A 17,803-nucleotide genomic window follows, 5' to 3' on the forward strand; every position below is an offset into this window, starting at 1 on the left:
CTGTCACAAATGAAAACAAAACCGGTATGGTTAATGGCCCTAACATTGGTCATCTTAGCCTGTAACAACAAAAAAGAGAGCTCCGGACCGATCAATGTTCCACCTGTCACACGCATCGTGGGAATAGGCAAGGTCACCCCCCAAGGGGGAGTAAGCGAATTGGCCGCCCCGGCTTCGGGAATAGTGACGGAAATACGTCATAAAGCAGGTGATACAGTCAAAGCGGGCGATATCCTCCTTGTCGTGGATGAAACCATTGAGACATTATCTGTCAAAGAGATTGATTCCCGCATTGCATCACAACGGCATGCCCTGGAATCGGCAAAATCAGTACTTCACCAGGAGAAACTGGCACTGGCCGAAAAACTACGCCGGTTGAATGATGCAAAAGAATTACTGGAAGTAGGAGCCACCACCGGAGAGAACGTACGAACACTGCAAAATGAATACGACCTGGCAGTGGAACAGCTAAAAAAGCTGGAAAGCGACCAAAAGATGCAGCAAGCACAACTGGATGAAACGACCATCCAACGGGCATCCCGACTGGCATCACTCGAACAGATGCAGTTCAAGGCACCCATAGACGGAATTGTTCTCGATATTACTCATCGCGTGGGAGAAGCGGTTGATCTGCATGAAACATACGCCCGCTTGTCACCGAAAGGATCCCTCATTGTCCGGGCCGAAATAGATGAACTATTTGCCGACAAACTGGCTGTTGGTCAACGTTGTTCCATCAGATTAACAACCGGAGATTCCCTCCTCTCATCAGACGAGGAAATCCTCCATATCTCCCCCGACCTGAAGCGGAAATCCCTTTTTTCAGATAGTGGAAGCGATCTGGAAGACCGACGCGTACGTGAGATCGAGATCTCTCTGCGTCATGCCGATACCATCCCGCTGATCGATACGAAAGTGGAATGCGAGGTCAACCTAAATTAAACGGGTATGTTTATAACAGCATACAAATTTGTTTCTTTCGAGAAATCCAAAAGCCTGGGTATACTTACCGCTATCGTAATAAGTATCTACCTGATAGGAATCGAATTGGGGATGTTTTTCTACCTCTCCGATTTGATAAGGGGTATCGTCCGGAATGCCAACCCCGACTATTCCCAGATTTTTGTCGTGGAGAAACAGACAACCAATGTCAATCAGCTATCCCCTTTCGACACACGCTGGGTGAATCAACTCAGGAGCGTGCAGGGAGTGGATGATACCCACGGCTTTGTCGTTACCAACGTATCGGTGAAATTCCCGAACGGAAAGGATGCTCCGGCAGTGATCGTAGGAAGTGATTATCCGGTAATGGCAGCGGGACCTCACGCCGCACAAATCATTTCCGGATCGATACATGATTTCGCCTCCCCCGGTATTATTTCTGCCGATTTTTATGATAGCAAAACGTTCGGATACACCACTGAACAGGGAACAAGCCTTGAAATTAACGGCAAAGCGGCAACCATAGGAATCACCACGAAAAAGGCCAGAGGTTTTTCTACTCCGCTGCTGTATTCCACGACATCGAAAGCCCGTTACTATTCGGGATTGTCGGATTATATGGTCAGCGGAGTTATTGTAACCGTGAAAGATCCTTCCAAGATCGAACAGGTCATTACGCATATCAACCGGATGACACCTGACCTGCAGGCATGGCGCTCCGAAAAGTTAGGGTTTACCTCCATTGTGAATGTGATGACTGCCAACAACATGGGAATGAGTTTCGCCACATTGATCATTTTCGGGATTATCAGTGGATTTTTTATTATCGGGCTTACCATGTATTCTGTTACTTACGACCGCCTGAAAGATTACGGCACCTTGAAAGCCATCGGTGCATCCAGCCGATATATCACCCGCCTGGTGATGGCACAATCGGTTATTTACGCCGTCATTGGCTTTTCTGTATCATTACTGTTACTTGTAATCACCAAAATGGGAATGGCGAAAGCCGGGCTGATCATTGCCCTCTCTCCTCCCTTCCTTTTGTTTCTCTTTATGACCGCCCTGCTTATTTCGGTAGGGAGCTCCTACTTCTCCATCAGAAAACTAAAGAAAGTGGAACCATCTTCCGTCTTTCGATAAAATAAAAATGTACATATGAAAAGAGCAATTGTTGTTTCTACTCTATTTTGTCTCCTGCTTCACCCTTCGTTTGCACAAAAAAGTGAAGTCAGCATCGATCCATCAAATAGTTTAGGAGAGTTATCCCCCTTTGTCTACGGTCAGTTCATCGAATATATGGGACGCTGTATCGACGGTGGAATTTATGACGAAAAATCGCCACTTTCTGATCAAAGAGGGTTCCGGGAAGATGTATTGGAGAAGGTTAAAGAACTGAATCCTCCTATGCTTCGATTTCCGGGAGGGACTGTCATAAAGATATTCCATTGGGAAGATGGAGTCGGGCCAAAAGAGGAACGCAAGGCAAAGAAAAATCTCATCTGGGGAGGAATAAACAGCTATCGCTTCGGGACATGCGAATTTATTGAATACTGCCGGGAGATAGGCGCAGAGCCGGTATTGGTGGTTAATCTTTCCACCGGCACACCGGACGAAGCTGCCAACTGGGTGGAATATTGCAATGGTACGGAAGATACTTATTACGCCAATCTAAGACGTTCCCACGGCTACCCGGAACCGTTCAATGTAAAATATTGGGCTTTGGGAAATGAGGAGGCTGCCGAACCGGATGCGGGAAGACACCAGGATCCCAACAAATATGTGGAAGATGTATGGCACTTTATAAAGCTTATGAAGTTGACCGACCCCTCCATCGAACTCATTGCCAACGGTGAAAGCGGCCATACCGAGTGGAACAGGATTATCCTGAAAGGTCTGGATGGAGCTATTGATTATATCTCCTACCATGCTTATGTGGGTACCGATGCCAATAAGCCCTATTCAATTTTCAGGAAAATAAACGATACAGACAAACGACTGGGAGACTTTGCCCTTCTTGTCAAGGAAAATTCTGCCGAAAAAGTAGTGAATTGGAAAAAATGGTACCGTTTTCCTCATCGCGAAAAACCGGTCAAAATAGCATTGGACGAATGGGGTATCTGGGAGTATCAGGATCCACCCTACGGGACGACAAATACGTATGAATGGCGTCACGGACTGGCAACGGCGCACTTTCTGAATGTAATCCACCGGAATGCAGCACATATTGCCATGGCCAATTGGGCACAGATGGTAAATATACTTGCACCCATCATGACAGACGAGAATACCTCTGTCAGGCAAACCGTTTTCTTCCCACTCAAAGAATATCGGGCACATGCTCTTAATGAAAGTGTCTGGACCAAAGCGACCTCTCCGTCCGTAGAAGAAGGACTGTACTCCCTGGATGTTTCAGCGACCATAGACCGGGAAAAGAAATTACTTACCCTCTACGTTGTCAACATCAATCCGGAAAGCCTGAAAACAGCTATCAATTTCATAAACAGTCAAGCAGGCAAGCTGATCGGGACAACAACATTGTCTGCTACATCTTTAAGTGTTAAAAACAAATTAAGTGATCCGGATACGAATGTTGTCTCCACATCCTACAAACCAATCAACAAAAAGGTAAATGAGTTGATATTCCCCGGAGAATCTGTCACTATTTGCCAATTTGAATTATAATATGAAACGAATCATCATATTATTTCTAACTATCTTTTTCTCGATACTCCTTACGGCACAGGAAGGAGTAACCGGGCAATTATCCCTGGATAAAGCGATTGACCTATCCATCAGACGATCTCCCGGTCAGAACATCCAAAGGATGGAACTCGAAGAGGCGAGATTACAATTGAAAGAAGCACAATTGCAGCATATCCCTACGATCTATGCTTCGGGCGATCTGAGACGTAACCTGATCATCCCTTCCACACCCGTACCCGCTCATCTTCTTAATCCCGATGCAGTGGAGAATGAGACGATGTATCTGAAATTCAATACCAAATGGAACTCTTCGGCAGGATTAAATCTTCAATACGACCTGTTCAGTCCTGAAAAACTATTTGATACAGACGAGAAAGAACAGGAGTTAAAAATCAGGGAATATGATGCATTGATCTCCGAACAGGATCTGCGGGCAAGTGTCGCAATGGCCTATGCCGAATGTGTTTTGGCCATGGAGCAGGAGAAATTACTGAAGAACGATGTCGATTACTTTGCGGAACTGCTAAAAACATCCGATGAATTATATAAACGGGAGAAAGTATCTTTAGTCGAGAAGAACGATGCCCACAAGGCATACAACGAAGCGTTGGTCAATTTGCTGGAAGCAGAAAAGATTGCACAGGAGAGGAAGGCGGAACTACTCTATCTGATGGGAAGAAAGATTACAGCGGAGAATATTTCCCTCCTTAGCCCAAAAGAAGATATACCCGAATTGCTCGAAAAAATAGAACATCTGTTTCCTTCTACCGCTCCTGCCCGTCGTTTGGAAGAAATGAGACAAAATGAAATAGTTGAACTGGCAGGTCTACATATCAAATCCGCTTCATGGAAGTATGCACCCACCCTATCTTTAAATGGCTATTTCGGCACCAATTATTACAACAAACGACTGACCCTGTTCGACTCCAATTCGTGGCGCGGTTATAGCTATATAGGGTTGTCGGTGAAGATTCCTATTACCCAATCGTTGCAGACGTCAAATGAAGTCGCCAGATTACGCCTACGGCAGCAGATAGAAACGGAGAATCTACGCGATATTGTCAATTCAAAAGCGAAAGAGAGACTCCGTGAACAATCGCAACTTGAAGTCCGGAGAAAGAGTTACCTGTTGAATAAGGAGAATCTGGTGATGAGTCAGCAAAATATGAAAGCCGCCCAATTGGAGTTCGAAAAAGGATATATACTGCAACAGGATCTTATGAACCAGCAGCGGACACTACAAAATGCACGGCAGAGTTACCTGCAATCAGCCTACGATATCATCACCAGCCTGCTCACCCTGAAAAAAATCAGATAGGGTTTGACTATCTGTATAAAGATTATATATCTGTACGTATAAAATAAAAACAAAAAAGCCTTATCTTTGCAGTACAAATCAATAAGTAAGCTATAATGAAACGAGCATGAACATCATTATATCCAAAGATGTTAATTCTTGCGAGTTCCAGACATCGAAATAAAACGATCCGATGAAATAAAATAATTTCTTTCAGACTTTTATAGAGACAAATCGTAAAACGGTTTGTTGGGTTATTCATCTATTCAAAGAAAGAAATTATTATGCTTACTATTCAAAACCTATCCTATATACATCCCGATAAAACTCTGCTGTTCAGCAATATCAATCTGACAGTAAATCCGAATGAAAAAATTGCATTGATCGGAAACAACGGTTCCGGAAAAACCACATTGTTAAGAATCATTGCAGGGGAATTGCAACCTTCCGAAGGCATATTGAAGAAGGATACCAACCCCTATTATATTCCTCAAATATTCGGACAGTTCGATCACCTCACAGTCGCTGAAGCATTACAAATAGATCAGAAGTTGAATGCCTTGCACGAAATCCTGAACGGCAATGTCTCCGAAAAGAATTATGAACTGCTCAACGACGACTGGACAATCGAGGAACGAAGTTCTGCGGCATTGAACGAATGGCAACTGGGTTATTTGGACCTGTCTCAAAAAATCGGCACACTCAGCGGTGGTCAGAAAACCAAAATCTTCCTGGCGGGTATTTCTATTCATCAGCCTGGACTGGTATTGCTCGACGAACCGAGTAATCATTTGGATACCACCGGGAGGGAATCCCTGTATGATTTTATAGAGAATACAAAATGTACATTGATTGTTGTCAGCCACGATCGTAAACTGCTGAACCATTTGAATATGGTCTGTGAGTTGAGCAAAAACGGCATCACTGTTTATGGTGGAAATTATGATTTTTATAAAGAGCAAAAACTGATTAAAGCCAACGCTTTGGCGCAAGATATTCAAAGCAAAGAAAAAGCATTGAAGAAAGCCAGGGAGAAAGAACGTGAAACGATCGAGCGCCGACAAAAGTTGGATGCACGGGCAAAAAAGAATCTGGCAAGTGCGGGACTGCCCAAGATAGTAGCCAATACGCTGAGAAACAGTGCCGAGAGAAGTACGGGAAAAATCGAAGGTGCCCATGCTGAAAAGACCGGAAATATCTCGCAAGAATTACAGGAGCTACGCTCTTCACTACCCGGAGTCGATAAAATGAAGTTCGGATTCGACGATTCAGGATTGCATCAAGGGAAAATACTGTTTACTGCTACCAATATCAATTTCAGTTACAAATATGAAAACTATATTTGGCGAGAACCTTTAAGCCTACAGATCAGGAGTGGTGAACGAATAGCGATTAAAGGTACAAACGGTTCGGGGAAGACAACATTGATCAATATAATCTTGGGAAATCTCACTCCTCAAGTCGGCACGGTATCGTTTGCTGAAAGTAGATCAGTCTATATCGATCAGGATTATTCACTGATAAACAATGAGCTGACAATTCTCGAACAGGCGGAACAGTTCAATATTTCGGCTTTGCAAGATCATGAAGTAAAGATCAGGCTGAACCGATTTTTGTTCTCGAAAGATGATTGGGACAAGACTTGCAGTACACTGAGCGGTGGAGAGAGAATGCGGTTGATGATCTGCTGTTTAAATATTGCAGATAAATCACCCGATATTATCGTACTCGACGAACCGACCAACAACCTCGATATCCAAAATATCGAAATACTGACGCAAGCCATCAATGAATATCAGGGAACTTTGCTCGTCATCTCTCATGATGAAACATTTCTGGAACAGATAAATATTGGAAGGACAATCGAATTGAGTATCAACAAATAGATACTGGTATGAGAAGCAGTTTCGATTACCAGTACAAGGATGCGACAGAACTTACTTGTTCTTAAAAAGAGATTTAGATAGTCCGTTTTTTGCGGTATTGATTTTTTGTAATAAATTGCACAGAATAAAGTAGACTTTATGCACAAATGGAGACAGCACATTGATCATCAGATAGGTTTTAATCAGGATAAAAACCTATTTTATCACGGTATTCCTCAAGCAATGAAGTTTTCACAGTCGACATTGCAAGCAATCCGGCGTCTGGATGATATTCCAGAGAAAGACTTACCGCTTTTAATGGATTATACAACCGAAAAAGTACTACAGGGATTCTGCAGAATTAACCAATATTTCTCTTTTGATGAAAACGATAAAAACGACTTGAAAGAAATCTACCGAAATTTACATCGGAAGATCACAACAAAGACCATCCCTTTATCCACCATTGCAGATAATCATTATGAGAACTTGAAATATTGGCTGTTGAAAACCAATCCTTTCTCTCAAAAAATATATTCGGAAAGTGACGCCATAGTGAATGCCGTTGCCTGCTCCGAATATAGTGCTCAACTACAAAAACGAACGCTGCATTTAGATAGGATAAAATTGTCAGACCCCATTCTGGATATTGGTTGCGGAAAAGATGGTAATCTGGTGAAAAATCTACGGGAAGAGAATCTTGAAGCTTATGGAATTGATCGTTTTTCTGATAATTCTCCCTTTCTCAAAAAAGCCGATTGGTTGGAATTCGATTATGGAACAGAAAAATGGGGAACGATTGTAAGTAACCTGGGATTCTCAAACCATTTTGTTCATCACCATCTGCGCAACGACGGGGCATATATCGAGTATGCAAAAAAATTCATGGATATCTTGAGATCATTGAAAATAGGCGGTTGTTTCTGCTATGCTCCAGACTTGCCGTTTATCGAACAATTTCTGAACGAGACAAACTTCCAAATTACAAAATATGGTATTGATAATCTATCTTTCAACGCCACAATCATTACACGGCTGATTTAAAACAGATAAGCGCCCTTTATCGTATCTATCATACTTGATTTGAAAAACTTCAAAGAGAATAAATATGATCATAAAAATCGACAACGAGATAGAACTAAGACAGTTGGAAGGAACAGATGTAATTGATATCTTTCAAGCCATCGACAGTCAACGCGAATACTTAGGGAAATGGCTCCCATTTGTAATATTCACCAAAACGGTTTCCGATTCTGAGGCATTTGTGAACTCAGTAATCAATGCTCCAAGAGAGAGATTTGAATTGCAATTCACCATCAGAAAACAGGATCAATTCATAGGTTTGATCGGTTTCAAAGATACAGACAGAACCAATAAAAAGACAGAAATCGGATACTGGCTCTCTGAGAAATATCAGAAGCGGGGAATTATCACAAAATCCGTCGAGAAGCTTTGTGATTTTGCTTTCAACAAACTGGATTTGAATAGGGTTCAAATAAAATGCGCAGTCGGCAACCAACGTAGTAAAAACGTTCCCAAAAGATTAGGGTTTAAATTCGAGGGCATTGAACGGCAAGGGGAATTACTCACGGGAAATATCTTCACAGATCTGGAAATTTACAGCAAGCTCAAATCCGATAAATAAATATAAACATGAAAACCAATCACTTGAGGTTTTTCATGTAAAATTCATAGAGCAAATCAATATCACCCGAACAGAGGATAGAAATAGCCTCCTGAAGTATGCTTTCGTCCCACTCCCAATTGAACAGAAAGAACCTATGATCAATTTATCTACATCATCCCGGTCAGGGAGTAAATAACGGGCACAATCATCAAAAGAGTACCCATGATAATAACCGGAATAATAAGAATATTTACCGGCAATAATATTCGGATTCTTGATCTGGTCTCTTATTATTTTGCCTCTAAAGGGGCTTTCAAAGAAATTTTCCATACGACATAAAATTATTAAACAAATACAGCTAATCGATTCAACACGAAAAGCCCATAATTCTATACCTACAAACATACAAAAATAAAACCATACACAACCCGGCAAGACAATATAGGAGAAATAGACAATATCCTCTTTACGTCTTTATTCAGTCTTTATAACACATCATTAAGGTTAATTTTTTTATGATGAAAGAATTGATTATCTTAGTGATCACAATACGATGATTATATAACTCGGCTTCTAAAAGACATTCTCTATGGCAAGAATATTTATTACAGGCTCTTCGGACGGAATTGGACTACTGGCAGCAGAAGTACTCATATCACAAGGACATCAGGTTGTGCTGCATGCACGTAACGAAAAGCGGAAAGACGACACACTGCAAAGAATAAAAGGAGCAGAAGCTATCTTGACAGGGGATCTGTCGAACATGGATGAAACAATATCTCTTGCCCAAGAAGTGAATAAATTAGGATCATTCGATGCCATCATTCATAATGCAGGTGTTTATGATACTTCAGGAGAGCAGATATTTAAAGTGAATGTATTGGCTCCTTATATCCTTACCTGCCTGATACAAAAGCCCAAACGACTGATTTACGTTTCTTCGTCGATGCATCTGGGTGGAAAACCCAAGCTCGACTGTTTCAAGACCAACCCGGAGCGAATAAACTATTCCGACAGTAAACTTCACCTTTTGCTACTCTGTAAATTCGTCACCCGGCAATGGCCTGATGTATATTCCAATGGTCTCAATCCTGGTTGGGTGCCTACAAAAATGGGTGGTAGCAGTGCGACCGATGACTTGCAAAAAGGATATGAGACTCAGGTATGGCTTGCCACGAATAACGACGATAAGGCTAAGGTTAGCGGACAATATTTCTTTCATCAGAAAAAAGCACGCATCCATCCCGATATCGATAACACCTCACTTCAGGAAGAATTTATATCGTTATGCGAAGAGATTACCAGGATTTCATTTCCCGAATAACCAATAAGCTTGTAAGAGATTATTCCTTTAGAGGAAGCAATTTATGCGGATAATATCTATTTTTGTAGCAAACTCAGATTGATTCTTAACGAAAAGAAAATTTTTAAAAACATCAGCATATGAATACATTTTCAATCAAAGCATTTGGGACAGAAGCACCAGAAGCCGATTTGCAGCAGATGATCATCGATCGTCGTGAACCAACAGTAAAGGATGTCGAGATCGATATTCTATTTTGTGGCGTTTGTCATTCCGATTTGCACACGGCTGGGAATGAATGGCACGGAACGATATATCCCAATGTTCCGGGGCATGAAATCGTGGGACGAATTACAAAAGTCGGTGCCGGAGTGACCAAATTCAAAGTGGGCGATCTCGCTGCTGTCGGTTGTATGGTAGATAGTTGTCGGGAATGCGAACAATGCAAACACGGAAACGAGCAATATTGTGAAAACGGAAATATCCAGACATACAACGGACACGACGTACATCTTAACAAGCAAACATTCGGCGGCTACTCGGAGCGTATAGTGGTAGACGAAGATTTCGTGTTACACGTACCCGAGAATCTGGATCTGGCCGCTACCGCACCATTGCTCTGCGCGGGAGTAACCACCTGGTCACCGTTGAAACATTGGAATATAGGCCCTAACCACAAAGTAGGGATTGTCGGTATCGGCGGATTGGGACATATGGGTGTAAAACTGGCAAAAGCGATGGGTGCCTATGTAGTAGTTATTACCACTTCCCCATCGAAAGTAGCCGATGCCAAACGGTTAGGCGCTGACGAAGTTATCTTGTCGACTGACAAGGAACAAATGAAGGTCCACAGAAATACCCTGCACTTTATATTGGACTGCGTTTCGGCACAACACGACGTAAATGCCTATCTGCGGTTACTCAAAGTAGATGGTACACTGGCATTGGTCGGAGCACCCGAACATCCACTGCCGATTGCGGCATTCAGCCTGATCCCTGCAAGGAAAAACTTTGCCGGATCGACTATCGGAAGCATCAAAGAGACTCAGGAGATGCTTGATTTCTGCGGTGAACATAATATCACTGCCGATATCGAATTGATCAACATCCAGGACATCAACTCTGCCTACGAACGACTGTTGAAAAGCGATGTAAAATACCGTTTTGTGATTGATATGACCTCTCTGAAAGATTAAGCGGGAAACACTATGAGCTCACTTTTCATTAAAAACATGGTTTGCAACCGCTGTATCATGGTGGTGCAGCAAGAACTGGAAAAACTAGGCTTAGACGTGAAGAGCGTCACGCTGGGAGAAGTAAAATTCGGCAAAGAGCCTACATCCGAAGAAAGAAAGCAGATAGAGGCCGTTTTAGTCCCATTAGGCTTTGAGGTGATCGATGATAAAAAGAGCAGGATCATAGAAAAGACCAAAACCATCATCATCGACCTCGTCCATCATCAGGATAACGATGCCAGGGTAAACCTGTCGAAACTGTTAAGTAGTGAGCTACGTCACGATTATAACTATCTCTCCAATCTCTTTTCGGAAGTGGAAGGCACCACTATTGAGAAATACGTCATCGCCCAGAAGATTGAAAAAGTAAAAGAACTATTGGTATATGATGAATTGTCTTTGAGCGAAATTGCTTACCGACTCAATTATTCAAGCGTCGCCTACCTCAGCAATCAGTTCAAAAAGGTAACCGGATTAACGCCGAGCCACTTCAAACAAATCAGGGAGGATAAAAGAAAACCGCTGGACAAGGTATAGAAAATTTGCTGCAACGAACCTAAACATAGAAAAGAGCAGACACTTACAAACAGGCAAAAAACTATTCCCAACTGTATTTATCTACGGCATCATAATGGATATATAAGACAAAGTCGACTCGAGAAAATCGAAAGTAGCGAATATTGGATTACACCTTTTACTTTTCAACTTTTAATGGATGAACCTGTTTTTCATAAAGAGTTAATCGCCCCATGTGGAATGAATTGCGGAACCTGTATTGCTTATTTACGGGAGAAGAATCCTTGTCCGGGTTGCAGGAATAGAACTGAAAACAAACCCAAGCATTGTATTACCTGTAGAATTGCAAATTGCGAATATTTAGAAGAAACCAACTCTAAATTCTGTTTTGACTGTACCAGGTTTCCTTGTCAAAGAATGAAACAGTTGGATTTGAGATACAGGAAGAATTACCGTACAAGCCTGATTGAAAATCTTAGGCAAATACAATCAAAAGGCATTGAAGCTTTTTTACAATCAGAAACCTTGAAACAGACATGTCCATCCTGTCAAAAGATTTTAAGTGTTCACCGCAATTTTTGTCTGTATTGTAAGGAAATCATTAATCCTAACTGAACAGCCAAAACTGTTTAAAATAAACAATCACAAACTCATAGAGCCGAAATAATCACTACGCAAGAGTATCACACTTATGAACAAAATCACAATACGGGAAATCAGAAATAACGAAATTGGAAAATTAGAAGACATGCTTTATGAAGCAATTTATCAGACAGATGAACTATATCCAATTCCAAGAAGTGTTGTGAATATCCCTGAGATCAATGCATACATAAAAGATTTTGGAAAACTGAAGCACGATTATTGTTTAGTCGCAGACCTGAATGGGGATATTATTGGAGCAGTTTGGGTTCGGGTAATATCCGGAACAATCAAAGGGTATGGCTATATTGATGATGAAACACCAGAATTTGCCCTTTCATTATTCAAGGAGTACCGTAACAAGGGAATAGGCACGAAACTTATGACGAGGATGATTGAATATTTACGGAGAAAAGGATATAAACAAACTTCGCTAAGTGTACAGAAAGAAAATTATGCGGTGGGACTTTATAAAAAACTCGGTTTTGAAATTGTAGCTGAAAATGATGAGGATTATCTAATGCTATTACATTTAAAAGTATCATACAAAAAATAATATCCAGATGACAGACCCCAAACGAAAAGGAGCTCGTTCTACAAAGGATATTCCGGCAGACATTCTACAACAATTAAACGCAGGGCAGATCGAAACGGCCAATCTGGTGGAGTGGCTGGCTGTCGACCAAAAGCTTCTATTGGAAAACTTACTCAACCAACATAAACGGATAGACTATCTCAGTCCTATTTTGGAAAAAATAGACCAACTAAAAAAGCAGACCGTCAATACGATAAATGAAGCTATTGGTTTTGAACTTTTTGAACTGACAATCAAAAATAACGACAAAGAGTTTCTGGAAATCATGTCAAACCATCAAGCAGACCTTATCCGTTGTTGGGCAACTTATACAATCGGAAAAAACGAAAGTCTGAACATAACCGAAATACTTGCCCGAATCCAGCCATTTTCGGCCGATAAACATTTTGGAGTAAGAGAAATCTGCTGGATGGCAGTCAGACCCAAGATTGCCAAAAATCTCGATAAAAGTATCGAAATCCTTTCCGGATGGACAACAAACGAAGATCAAAATATCAGGCGATTTACAACTGAATCAACCCGCCCACGTGGGGTGTGGTGCGAACATATCGAAGTTCTCAAACAAAATCCTGAATTAGGGTTGCCAATACTCGAACCTTTAAAATCCGACAAGTCAGAATATGTACAGGACAGTGTGGCTAATTGGCTGAACGATGCCAGCAAAACCCAACCGGAGTTTGTAAAACAACTATGCAGTCGCTGGGAAACCGAAAGTAACATCAAGGAGACGAAATACATTACGAAGAAAGCATTAAGGACGTTGAATAAAATATGACTACCGCTTACTTTCCTTTAAATGGATAAACAAGATTGAATTTTATAGGAGCGGTACAATAATCAGATGATATATTTTCTGATAACCAAAATATTACATACCTTTGCCGGATGACAAGAAATCTATTGAAATCGGATTTGGTTTTGTAAACAATCTGTATTTCCTGTACAGATTGTCCCTTCGTTCACTCTCGGATAGTTCTTTTCGAGAGCAATTTTCTATTATTATAATTTATTTTATAACTGCATGCAACCACGAATGCATAACAATGCTTTCACGTGTATGCCAAATACATTGAATGAAATGAGTAACGAAAATAAATCAATTCACGATTTCGATTTTAATTTAATCTGCGAATTTTTCTCTTCTATGGAGCGGCAAGGTCCCGGTAGTCCCGATGTTACATTGAAAGCGCTTGGCTTCATCGATAATCTGACCGAACAGTCCCTTATCGCTGATCTGGGCTGCGGAACAGGAGGACAGACAATGACGCTTGCCAAACACATTCAGGGAAAGATTACTGCACTCGATTTGTTCCCCGACTTTATCCATATCTTTAATCGCAATGCAACGCAATTAGGTCTGCAAGACAGGGTAAAAGGTATTATAGGTTCTATGGACAATCTTCCTTTTCAGGATGAGGAATTGGACCTGATCTGGTCGGAAGGAGCCATTTATAATATCGGTTTCGAGCGGGGGCTGAACGAGTGGCGCAAGTATCTGAAAACTGGGGGATATATCGCCGTTTCTGAAAGTTCGTGGTTTACAGATGAACGCCCTGCGGAAATTGATGATTTTTGGATGAATGCGTATCCCGAAATAGATACAATTCCCAATCAAGTAGCCAAGATACACAAAGCGGGATATCTCCCTGTCGCTACATTCATTCTGCCCGAAACTTGTTGGACAGAACATTACTTTGCTCCAAAGATAATAGCTGAAGAGGTCTTTCTTCATAAATATGCAGGAAATAAAACTGCCGAAGAACTCATTGCGTCTCAACGTCATGAAGATGAATTATACAGCAAGTATAAGGAATTTTACGGTTATACATTTTTCATTGCAAAGAAAATGGGATAATATTCAAAAAAGGCGGGTAAAACCTGTTTGAATACAATATTGGGAAAGAGGCTATCTCAAAATGAAGATTAACTTCATGGAGAGACAGCCTCTTAGTCAGAATGTCTTTGTTTGTCGAAACTAAATCATAGATTGAGTGGAAGCTATACGTAAAACTGCTAATAGCTATTACAACGGTTTTATTGGAATACAAATATCTACTATGAATTTATGTTCGGCATCCTCACTGTAATCATTGTGATAGTATTCGTAAGTAGGGCTATTGGAGGGTTGATAACCACTTTCGGTTAACCAGGCGCACATCGTATTCCATGCTTGTTCAAATTCAGTTTCTTTAATTTCAAAGCGACCCACAGCATATTTACCTGATGGGATTATCGATTTTCCGATTTCCCCTTCCACTTTTACATCCCCATCCACAATCATACTGGCATCTTGGCGTACTTTATCAATGGTCGTGATGGCGGGATCATCATGATAAACGGTTACCGTTCTCGTGTTCTGGTTTACAAGTCCGCGAGGACCTGCCCACTTGAAAAGTTTCTCGTAAGCCTGCCCAATCTTGTCGAACGCACCCATGTGGCGACAATAAATAAGTTTGAGTTCAGGCATCTGTTTAATTTCAATTTTTGCATCCATAATGATTAATTGTTTAAGTTCTACAGTGCAAAATTGATCATTTATATGTTGCGTATTTTTGCCGATCTTGCTAACCGCTTTGCAATCCTTGCTATATCTGATCCCGTTTTTAATATAGAGAGCTTTATCTTGATTGCGAAACTCGGTTGTAGTCATATTAAAATATCCTTTGAATGCCCTGCTGAATGAGGATATGTTGATGAATCCGCAAATAAGCGCAATATCACTCACCGAAGCCTTAGGACTGTCATGTAATAGTTGTGCAGCCTTTTCAAGTTTGATACGGGAAACAAAATTATTCGGTGTTTCGCCCACCATGGCTGTGAATATTCTATGAAAGTGATATGGCGAAAAAGAAGCGATATACGCTAATACATCAAGGTCTATCGGCTTATCCAGGTTAAGCCTTATATAATCCATCACTCGATTTATCCGAGCAGTGTATTCCTGTTTACTCTGCTGTTTAGCATTCATATCATTAGTTTTCCGTGCAAAGTTACATAATGATTATACTATATATTATGCAAATCTTGCTGAAATACAATAACCAGATCATAAACCGCATCCATAAATCTCACAAATCAAACCCATAAAACGGCAATATGAAATCTCTTTTCTCGAACACCTCCGATTAACCTAATTTACTGATTTAATTGAACCTCCATATACCAAATCTTCTAAAAAAGTTGTATCTTTGGGTAATCATATAGATAAATCATCATGTATAATCCTCTGAAAATAGACCGGGAAAATTTGACCTTGATGGGGATTAAATTTCCTGATTTAGCATCGCTCGAAGCTACGGCAAATGCAATCGGCTCCAATATGTTCGAAGGATTTGAACCGTCGCCTGAATTGATACAACTCTATCTGGAATGGAAACAAAACATCATAAGCCCTACCGTTTTCCTTCAACGATTAAAAGAGATGTATGCGTTACAAATATCTTGACCCCGACCATTCCTACACAAATCCCAAAACAGGAATATTGCGCAATTTGGCCAATATTGAAAATCAAGAATTTTTAACCGTATTCGAAAATCTCAATGTAGCCAGAAGGCTGGAAGAATTATACCTTAAGCCGATTAAAATAAAAGGAGCTGAAACGCTGTTGGATATTCATAAACATTTATTTCAAGACGTTTATGCATGGGCTGGAAAAATTAGGAGTGTTGAAATAAGCAAGGAAGGAAAACAGTTCTTCCCTAAGGACAGATTTACCACTGCTTTTGCTTACATTGATTCTTTAATTGCCGAATACCGTAAAATCAAAAAAACAGACAAGAAAGGAATTGAAATGATGCAGTAGCACACTTGCAAAACGCTTCATACGGACTCTTCGAGATTAAACTCGGTGAAGACAATTTAATAGAGGATTTGAAGCAACCCAACCAGTTTCTGATTTGAAAGATTATGTTGCCTCAAAATCTCTAAAATATGGGTGACATCAATCACCAAGACACTTTTTTTGATTGTACTTTTCTTTCATATTAGCTTCAGAATTAAATTTGTTTTTGTGTTTAATAACTAACTGTCCACATGCGGCTTGAATATTTCGCCCTTCTGTTTTGCGAATAGTCACTTCTAAGCCCAATGCCTCCAAATCTTTCTTGAAAGTTTGTAATTGTTCGGCTGTCGCACAACGAAATGTTCCAATAGTCTTATTAAATGGCAAGAGATTGATACGTACATTTTCATCTCTAAACCATTTTGCTAACTGTTTCTTATCAGAAATACGGTCGTTAATCCCCGGGAAGAGCAAGTATGCAACGGTTACTTTTCTGTTATGCCGTTTGCCGTAAGAAAGAAAGGCCTTTACTGTTTCTTCGATATTGTTCCTTTTCATTCCTGGAATTAACCTGTTTCTAACCGACTGGTTTGTTGCATGTAGCGACAAGACTAATTGAATTTTCAAATGTTCTTCACGTAACCTTTTAAGTCTATTTAGTACACCCACCGTTGATACGGTAATTCCATCTGTTGGGAAATTCAATCCGTTTCTGTCTCGAAGAATATGAATTGATTCAATCAGCGACAAATAATTGTGCAGCGGTTCGCCAATTCCCATAAAAACAATACGGTTAATGCGCTCTTTGACAGATAGGACTTGTGCAACAATTTCCGATGCAGTTAAATTTCGTATCAAACCATGTAAACCCGAAGCACAAAAAGCACATCCTACAGCACAACCAACTTGCGTGCTTACACATACTGTAATGCCTGTTCTACGTTTGATACATACCGTTTCTATCCTGTTTCCGTCATTTAATTCAAAAAGATATTTTGTTGTATTTTGATCTTTATCTGTTTTCAATAATTTTAAATCCATACCTGTTTTCTTATATACGAATTCGCGGAACACGTACATCGTAATACGTATTCAAATTCGAGTAATTAATAATAATGAGAATTTTACCCTCAAAGGAATTGAGGGCTATAAGAAAACCGAGAGAAGTTTCTCAGTATGAATTATGCACGAATTCTAAAGATACGTGCTATTGAGGAACGAAAGTTATAATACATTGTATTTTAATTTTTTACAAAGTTACATCTTTTTTTAAACAATCATTGCCTGATTTCA

18 protein-coding genes and 1 pseudogene are annotated in these 17,803 nt (G+C 40.5%); 16 read left to right on the forward strand and 3 right to left on the reverse strand.

Features of this window, described 5'->3' with window-relative positions:
* The first annotated feature begins 9 nt into the window (after positions 1 to 9).
* The 7 genes from VB073_RS14790 (at position 10) to VB073_RS14820 (ending at position 8,455) form a co-directional block, all read left to right on the forward strand.
* Positions 10 to 942 (forward strand): HlyD family secretion protein, encoded by a 933-nt coding sequence (locus VB073_RS14790; RefSeq protein ID WP_323404966.1) that lies wholly within the window; start codon positions 10 to 12, stop codon positions 940 to 942.
* Between the two features lie 6 nt (positions 943 to 948).
* Positions 949 to 2,085, forward strand: a complete 1,137-nt coding sequence (locus VB073_RS14795; protein ID WP_323404967.1) for an ABC transporter permease — start codon at positions 949 to 951, stop codon at positions 2,083 to 2,085.
* Between the two features lie 15 nt (positions 2,086 to 2,100).
* Positions 2,101 to 3,627, forward strand: coding sequence for an alpha-L-arabinofuranosidase C-terminal domain-containing protein (locus tag VB073_RS14800; protein WP_323404968.1), 1,527 nt, complete (start codon positions 2,101 to 2,103; stop codon positions 3,625 to 3,627).
* A gap of 1 nt (position 3,628) precedes the next feature.
* Positions 3,629 to 4,966 (forward strand): TolC family protein, encoded by a 1,338-nt coding sequence (locus VB073_RS14805; protein ID WP_323404969.1) that lies wholly within the window; start codon positions 3,629 to 3,631, stop codon positions 4,964 to 4,966.
* 260 nt (positions 4,967 to 5,226) lie between these two features.
* A complete protein-coding gene (gene abc-f / locus VB073_RS14810; protein ID WP_416349560.1) occupies positions 5,227 to 6,831 on the forward strand; it encodes a ribosomal protection-like ABC-F family protein in 1,605 nt (534 codons plus the stop codon).
* Positions 6,832 to 6,969: 138 nt separating this feature from the next.
* Positions 6,970 to 7,854, forward strand: coding sequence for a hypothetical protein (locus tag VB073_RS14815; RefSeq protein WP_323404971.1), 885 nt, complete (start codon positions 6,970 to 6,972; stop codon positions 7,852 to 7,854).
* Positions 7,855 to 7,918: 64 nt separating this feature from the next.
* Positions 7,919 to 8,455: a GNAT family N-acetyltransferase gene (locus VB073_RS14820; RefSeq protein ID WP_323404972.1), complete on the forward strand. Its 537-nt coding sequence runs from the start codon at positions 7,919 to 7,921 to the stop codon at positions 8,453 to 8,455.
* Between the two features lie 108 nt (positions 8,456 to 8,563).
* Here the strand turns inward: VB073_RS14820 and VB073_RS14825 are convergent.
* Positions 8,564 to 8,767, reverse strand: a pseudogene (locus VB073_RS14825) (type B chloramphenicol O-acetyltransferase); the annotation flags it as partial.
* A 259-nt stretch (positions 8,768 to 9,026) separates the two neighbouring features.
* Between VB073_RS14825 and VB073_RS14830 the strand changes: the two are divergent.
* The 7 genes from VB073_RS14830 (at position 9,027) to VB073_RS14855 (ending at position 14,583) form a co-directional block, all read left to right on the forward strand.
* Positions 9,027 to 9,761, forward strand: coding sequence for an SDR family NAD(P)-dependent oxidoreductase (locus tag VB073_RS14830; RefSeq protein WP_323404973.1), 735 nt, complete (start codon positions 9,027 to 9,029; stop codon positions 9,759 to 9,761).
* A 119-nt stretch (positions 9,762 to 9,880) separates the two neighbouring features.
* Positions 9,881 to 10,936: an NAD(P)-dependent alcohol dehydrogenase gene (locus VB073_RS14835; protein WP_323404974.1), complete on the forward strand. Its 1,056-nt coding sequence runs from the start codon at positions 9,881 to 9,883 to the stop codon at positions 10,934 to 10,936.
* Positions 10,937 to 10,948: 12 nt separating this feature from the next.
* Positions 10,949 to 11,512: an AraC family transcriptional regulator gene (locus tag VB073_RS14840; RefSeq protein ID WP_323404975.1), complete on the forward strand. Its 564-nt coding sequence runs from the start codon at positions 10,949 to 10,951 to the stop codon at positions 11,510 to 11,512.
* A 174-nt stretch (positions 11,513 to 11,686) separates the two neighbouring features.
* The gene (locus tag VB073_RS17525; protein WP_416349558.1) at positions 11,687 to 12,106 is read left to right on the forward strand and encodes a DUF3795 domain-containing protein; all 420 of its coding nucleotides are present in this window, start codon (positions 11,687 to 11,689) and stop codon (positions 12,104 to 12,106) included.
* A gap of 76 nt (positions 12,107 to 12,182) precedes the next feature.
* The gene (locus VB073_RS14845; RefSeq protein WP_323404976.1) at positions 12,183 to 12,689 is read left to right on the forward strand and encodes a GNAT family N-acetyltransferase; all 507 of its coding nucleotides are present in this window, start codon (positions 12,183 to 12,185) and stop codon (positions 12,687 to 12,689) included.
* A gap of 7 nt (positions 12,690 to 12,696) precedes the next feature.
* Positions 12,697 to 13,503, forward strand: a complete 807-nt coding sequence (locus tag VB073_RS14850) for a DNA alkylation repair protein (RefSeq protein ID WP_323404977.1) — start codon at positions 12,697 to 12,699, stop codon at positions 13,501 to 13,503.
* 303 nt (positions 13,504 to 13,806) lie between these two features.
* Complete coding sequence (locus VB073_RS14855; RefSeq protein ID WP_323404978.1) at positions 13,807 to 14,583, forward strand: class I SAM-dependent methyltransferase; 777 nt, start codon at positions 13,807 to 13,809, stop codon at positions 14,581 to 14,583.
* Between the two features lie 168 nt (positions 14,584 to 14,751).
* Here the strand turns inward: VB073_RS14855 and VB073_RS14860 are convergent, their stop codons facing one another.
* The gene (locus VB073_RS14860) at positions 14,752 to 15,696 is read right to left on the reverse strand and encodes an AraC family transcriptional regulator (protein ID WP_323404979.1); all 945 of its coding nucleotides are present in this window, start codon (positions 15,694 to 15,696) and stop codon (positions 14,752 to 14,754) included.
* Between the two features lie 246 nt (positions 15,697 to 15,942).
* Between VB073_RS14860 and VB073_RS14865 the strand changes: the two genes are divergently transcribed.
* Positions 15,943 to 16,173, forward strand: a complete 231-nt coding sequence (locus VB073_RS14865; protein ID WP_323404980.1) for an antitoxin VbhA family protein — start codon at positions 15,943 to 15,945, stop codon at positions 16,171 to 16,173.
* Positions 16,154 to 16,531, forward strand: a complete 378-nt coding sequence (locus VB073_RS14870) for a hypothetical protein (RefSeq protein WP_323404981.1) — start codon at positions 16,154 to 16,156, stop codon at positions 16,529 to 16,531. Before VB073_RS14865 ends, VB073_RS14870 begins: the two co-directional genes overlap by 20 nt.
* Before the next feature lie 138 nt (positions 16,532 to 16,669).
* On the opposite strand, the gene rlmN is transcribed toward VB073_RS14870, so the two are convergent.
* Complete coding sequence (gene rlmN, locus VB073_RS14875; protein ID WP_416349559.1) at positions 16,670 to 17,551, reverse strand: 23S rRNA (adenine(2503)-C(2))-methyltransferase RlmN; 882 nt, start codon at positions 17,549 to 17,551, stop codon at positions 16,670 to 16,672.
* Between the last annotated feature and the right edge of the window lie 252 nt (positions 17,552 to 17,803).

The sequence above is a fragment of the Proteiniphilum sp. genome (assembly GCF_034927365.1).
Lineage (GTDB): Bacteria > Bacteroidota > Bacteroidia > Bacteroidales > Dysgonomonadaceae > Proteiniphilum.

Bases quoted from the DNA above. Each gene is read 5' to 3' on its own strand.
- VB073_RS14855 (WP_323404978.1), top strand. From the start codon at position 13,807: ATGAGTAACGAAAATAAATCAATTCACGATTTCGATTTTAATTTAATC.
- VB073_RS14840 (WP_323404975.1), top strand. From the start codon at position 10,949: ATGAGCTCACTTTTCATTAAAAACATGGTTTGCAACCGCTGTATCATG.
- rlmN (WP_416349559.1), bottom strand. From the start codon at position 17,551: ATGGATTTAAAATTATTGAAAACAGATAAAGATCAAAATACAACAAAA.
- VB073_RS14815 (WP_323404971.1), top strand. From the start codon at position 6,970: ATGCACAAATGGAGACAGCACATTGATCATCAGATAGGTTTTAATCAG.
- VB073_RS14795 (WP_323404967.1), top strand. From the start codon at position 949: ATGTTTATAACAGCATACAAATTTGTTTCTTTCGAGAAATCCAAAAGC.
- VB073_RS14860 (WP_323404979.1), bottom strand. From the start codon at position 15,696: ATGAATGCTAAACAGCAGAGTAAACAGGAATACACTGCTCGGATAAAT.
- VB073_RS14870 (WP_323404981.1), top strand. From the start codon at position 16,154: ATGCGTTACAAATATCTTGACCCCGACCATTCCTACACAAATCCCAAA.
- VB073_RS14820 (WP_323404972.1), top strand. From the start codon at position 7,919: ATGATCATAAAAATCGACAACGAGATAGAACTAAGACAGTTGGAAGGA.
- VB073_RS14835 (WP_323404974.1), top strand. From the start codon at position 9,881: ATGAATACATTTTCAATCAAAGCATTTGGGACAGAAGCACCAGAAGCC.
- VB073_RS14790 (WP_323404966.1), top strand. From the start codon at position 10: ATGAAAACAAAACCGGTATGGTTAATGGCCCTAACATTGGTCATCTTA.
- VB073_RS14865 (WP_323404980.1), top strand. From the start codon at position 15,943: ATGTATAATCCTCTGAAAATAGACCGGGAAAATTTGACCTTGATGGGG.
- VB073_RS14850 (WP_323404977.1), top strand. From the start codon at position 12,697: ATGACAGACCCCAAACGAAAAGGAGCTCGTTCTACAAAGGATATTCCG.
- VB073_RS17525 (WP_416349558.1), top strand. From the start codon at position 11,687: ATGGATGAACCTGTTTTTCATAAAGAGTTAATCGCCCCATGTGGAATG.
- VB073_RS14805 (WP_323404969.1), top strand. From the start codon at position 3,629: ATGAAACGAATCATCATATTATTTCTAACTATCTTTTTCTCGATACTC.
- VB073_RS14830 (WP_323404973.1), top strand. From the start codon at position 9,027: ATGGCAAGAATATTTATTACAGGCTCTTCGGACGGAATTGGACTACTG.
- VB073_RS14800 (WP_323404968.1), top strand. From the start codon at position 2,101: ATGAAAAGAGCAATTGTTGTTTCTACTCTATTTTGTCTCCTGCTTCAC.
- VB073_RS14845 (WP_323404976.1), top strand. From the start codon at position 12,183: ATGAACAAAATCACAATACGGGAAATCAGAAATAACGAAATTGGAAAA.